2 protein-coding genes are annotated in these 972 nt (G+C 66.3%); both read left to right on the top strand.

Going from position 1 to position 972, the window contains the following annotated elements; all coding sequences use genetic code 11:
* Positions 1-745: efflux RND transporter periplasmic adaptor subunit (locus EN932_RS36925; RefSeq protein WP_128369566.1), on the top strand; the 745-nt coding region annotated here is incomplete at its 5' end.
* A 4-nt stretch (positions 746-749) separates the two neighbouring features.
* Positions 750-972: ATP-binding cassette domain-containing protein (locus EN932_RS36920; protein WP_128369565.1), on the top strand; the 223-nt coding region annotated here is incomplete at its 3' end.

Here is a 972-nt window from a genome sequence, read left to right as displayed (position 1 = left end):
TTCCAAGGCAGCTCTAGACAGTGCGCAGGCCAACCTCGCCATCGCCCAGGCCGACCTCAAGGCGCAGCAGACCGACCTTGCCAAGAGCACCATCTATGCGCCGATCGACGGCATCGTTTTGACGCGCTCGGTCGATCCCGGCCAGACGGTCGCCTCCTCGCTGCAGGCGCCGGTGCTGTTCATCATCGCCGCCGATCTCAGGAACATGGAACTGGTGGCGGCGGTCGACGAGGCCGACATCGGTGCGGTCAAATCCGGCCAGCATGCCCGCTTCACCGTCGATGCCTTCCCCGAGCGGCCGTTCGATGCCGAGATCCGAGACATCTCCTATGCCTCGGTCACCACTGACGGCGTCGTCACCTACAATGCGCGGCTCGAGGTCGACAACAACGAGCTGCTGCTGCGGCCCGGCATGACCGCCACCGTTTCGGTCGTCACCAAGCAGGCCAAGGACGTGCTCACCGTACCGGCCACCGCCTTCCGCTATCGTCCTGCCCAACAGGCCGCACGCGGCTGGAGCCTCAGCGACCTGTTCACCGGCCGCATGGGCCGCCCCGGCGGCAACCGCCAGCGCCAGGCCGCCACAGTGCCCACCGACGGCTCGCGCACGCTCTATGTGCTGGAGAACGGGCGTCCGCACCCGGTCAACGTCAAGATCGGCTCGACCGACGGCGAACTGACCGAGATCATTTCTGGCCTCGACGAAGGCGCACAGGTCATCACCGCGTCGCAGCAGCGGAGCTGATACCGTGGCTGCCGGTGCTGCCCTCATCACCTTCGACAAGGTCTGGAAGAGCTATGGCCAGGGCGAGGCCAAGGTGCATGCGCTGGCCGGCATTGACCTCGCCATCCGGCGTGGCGAATTCGTCGCCATCATGGGGCCGTCCGGCTCCGGCAAGTCGACGGCGATGAACATCATCGGCTGCCTCGACACGCCGACGGCCGGAACCTATTCCTTCATGGGCATCGACG

This window comes from Mesorhizobium sp. M7A.F.Ca.US.002.01.1.1 (assembly GCF_004022955.1).
GTDB lineage: Bacteria > Pseudomonadota > Alphaproteobacteria > Rhizobiales > Rhizobiaceae > Mesorhizobium > Mesorhizobium ciceri.
The sequence above is the reverse complement of the archived record's forward strand: the minus strand, read 5'-3'. Positions and strand labels throughout refer to the sequence as shown.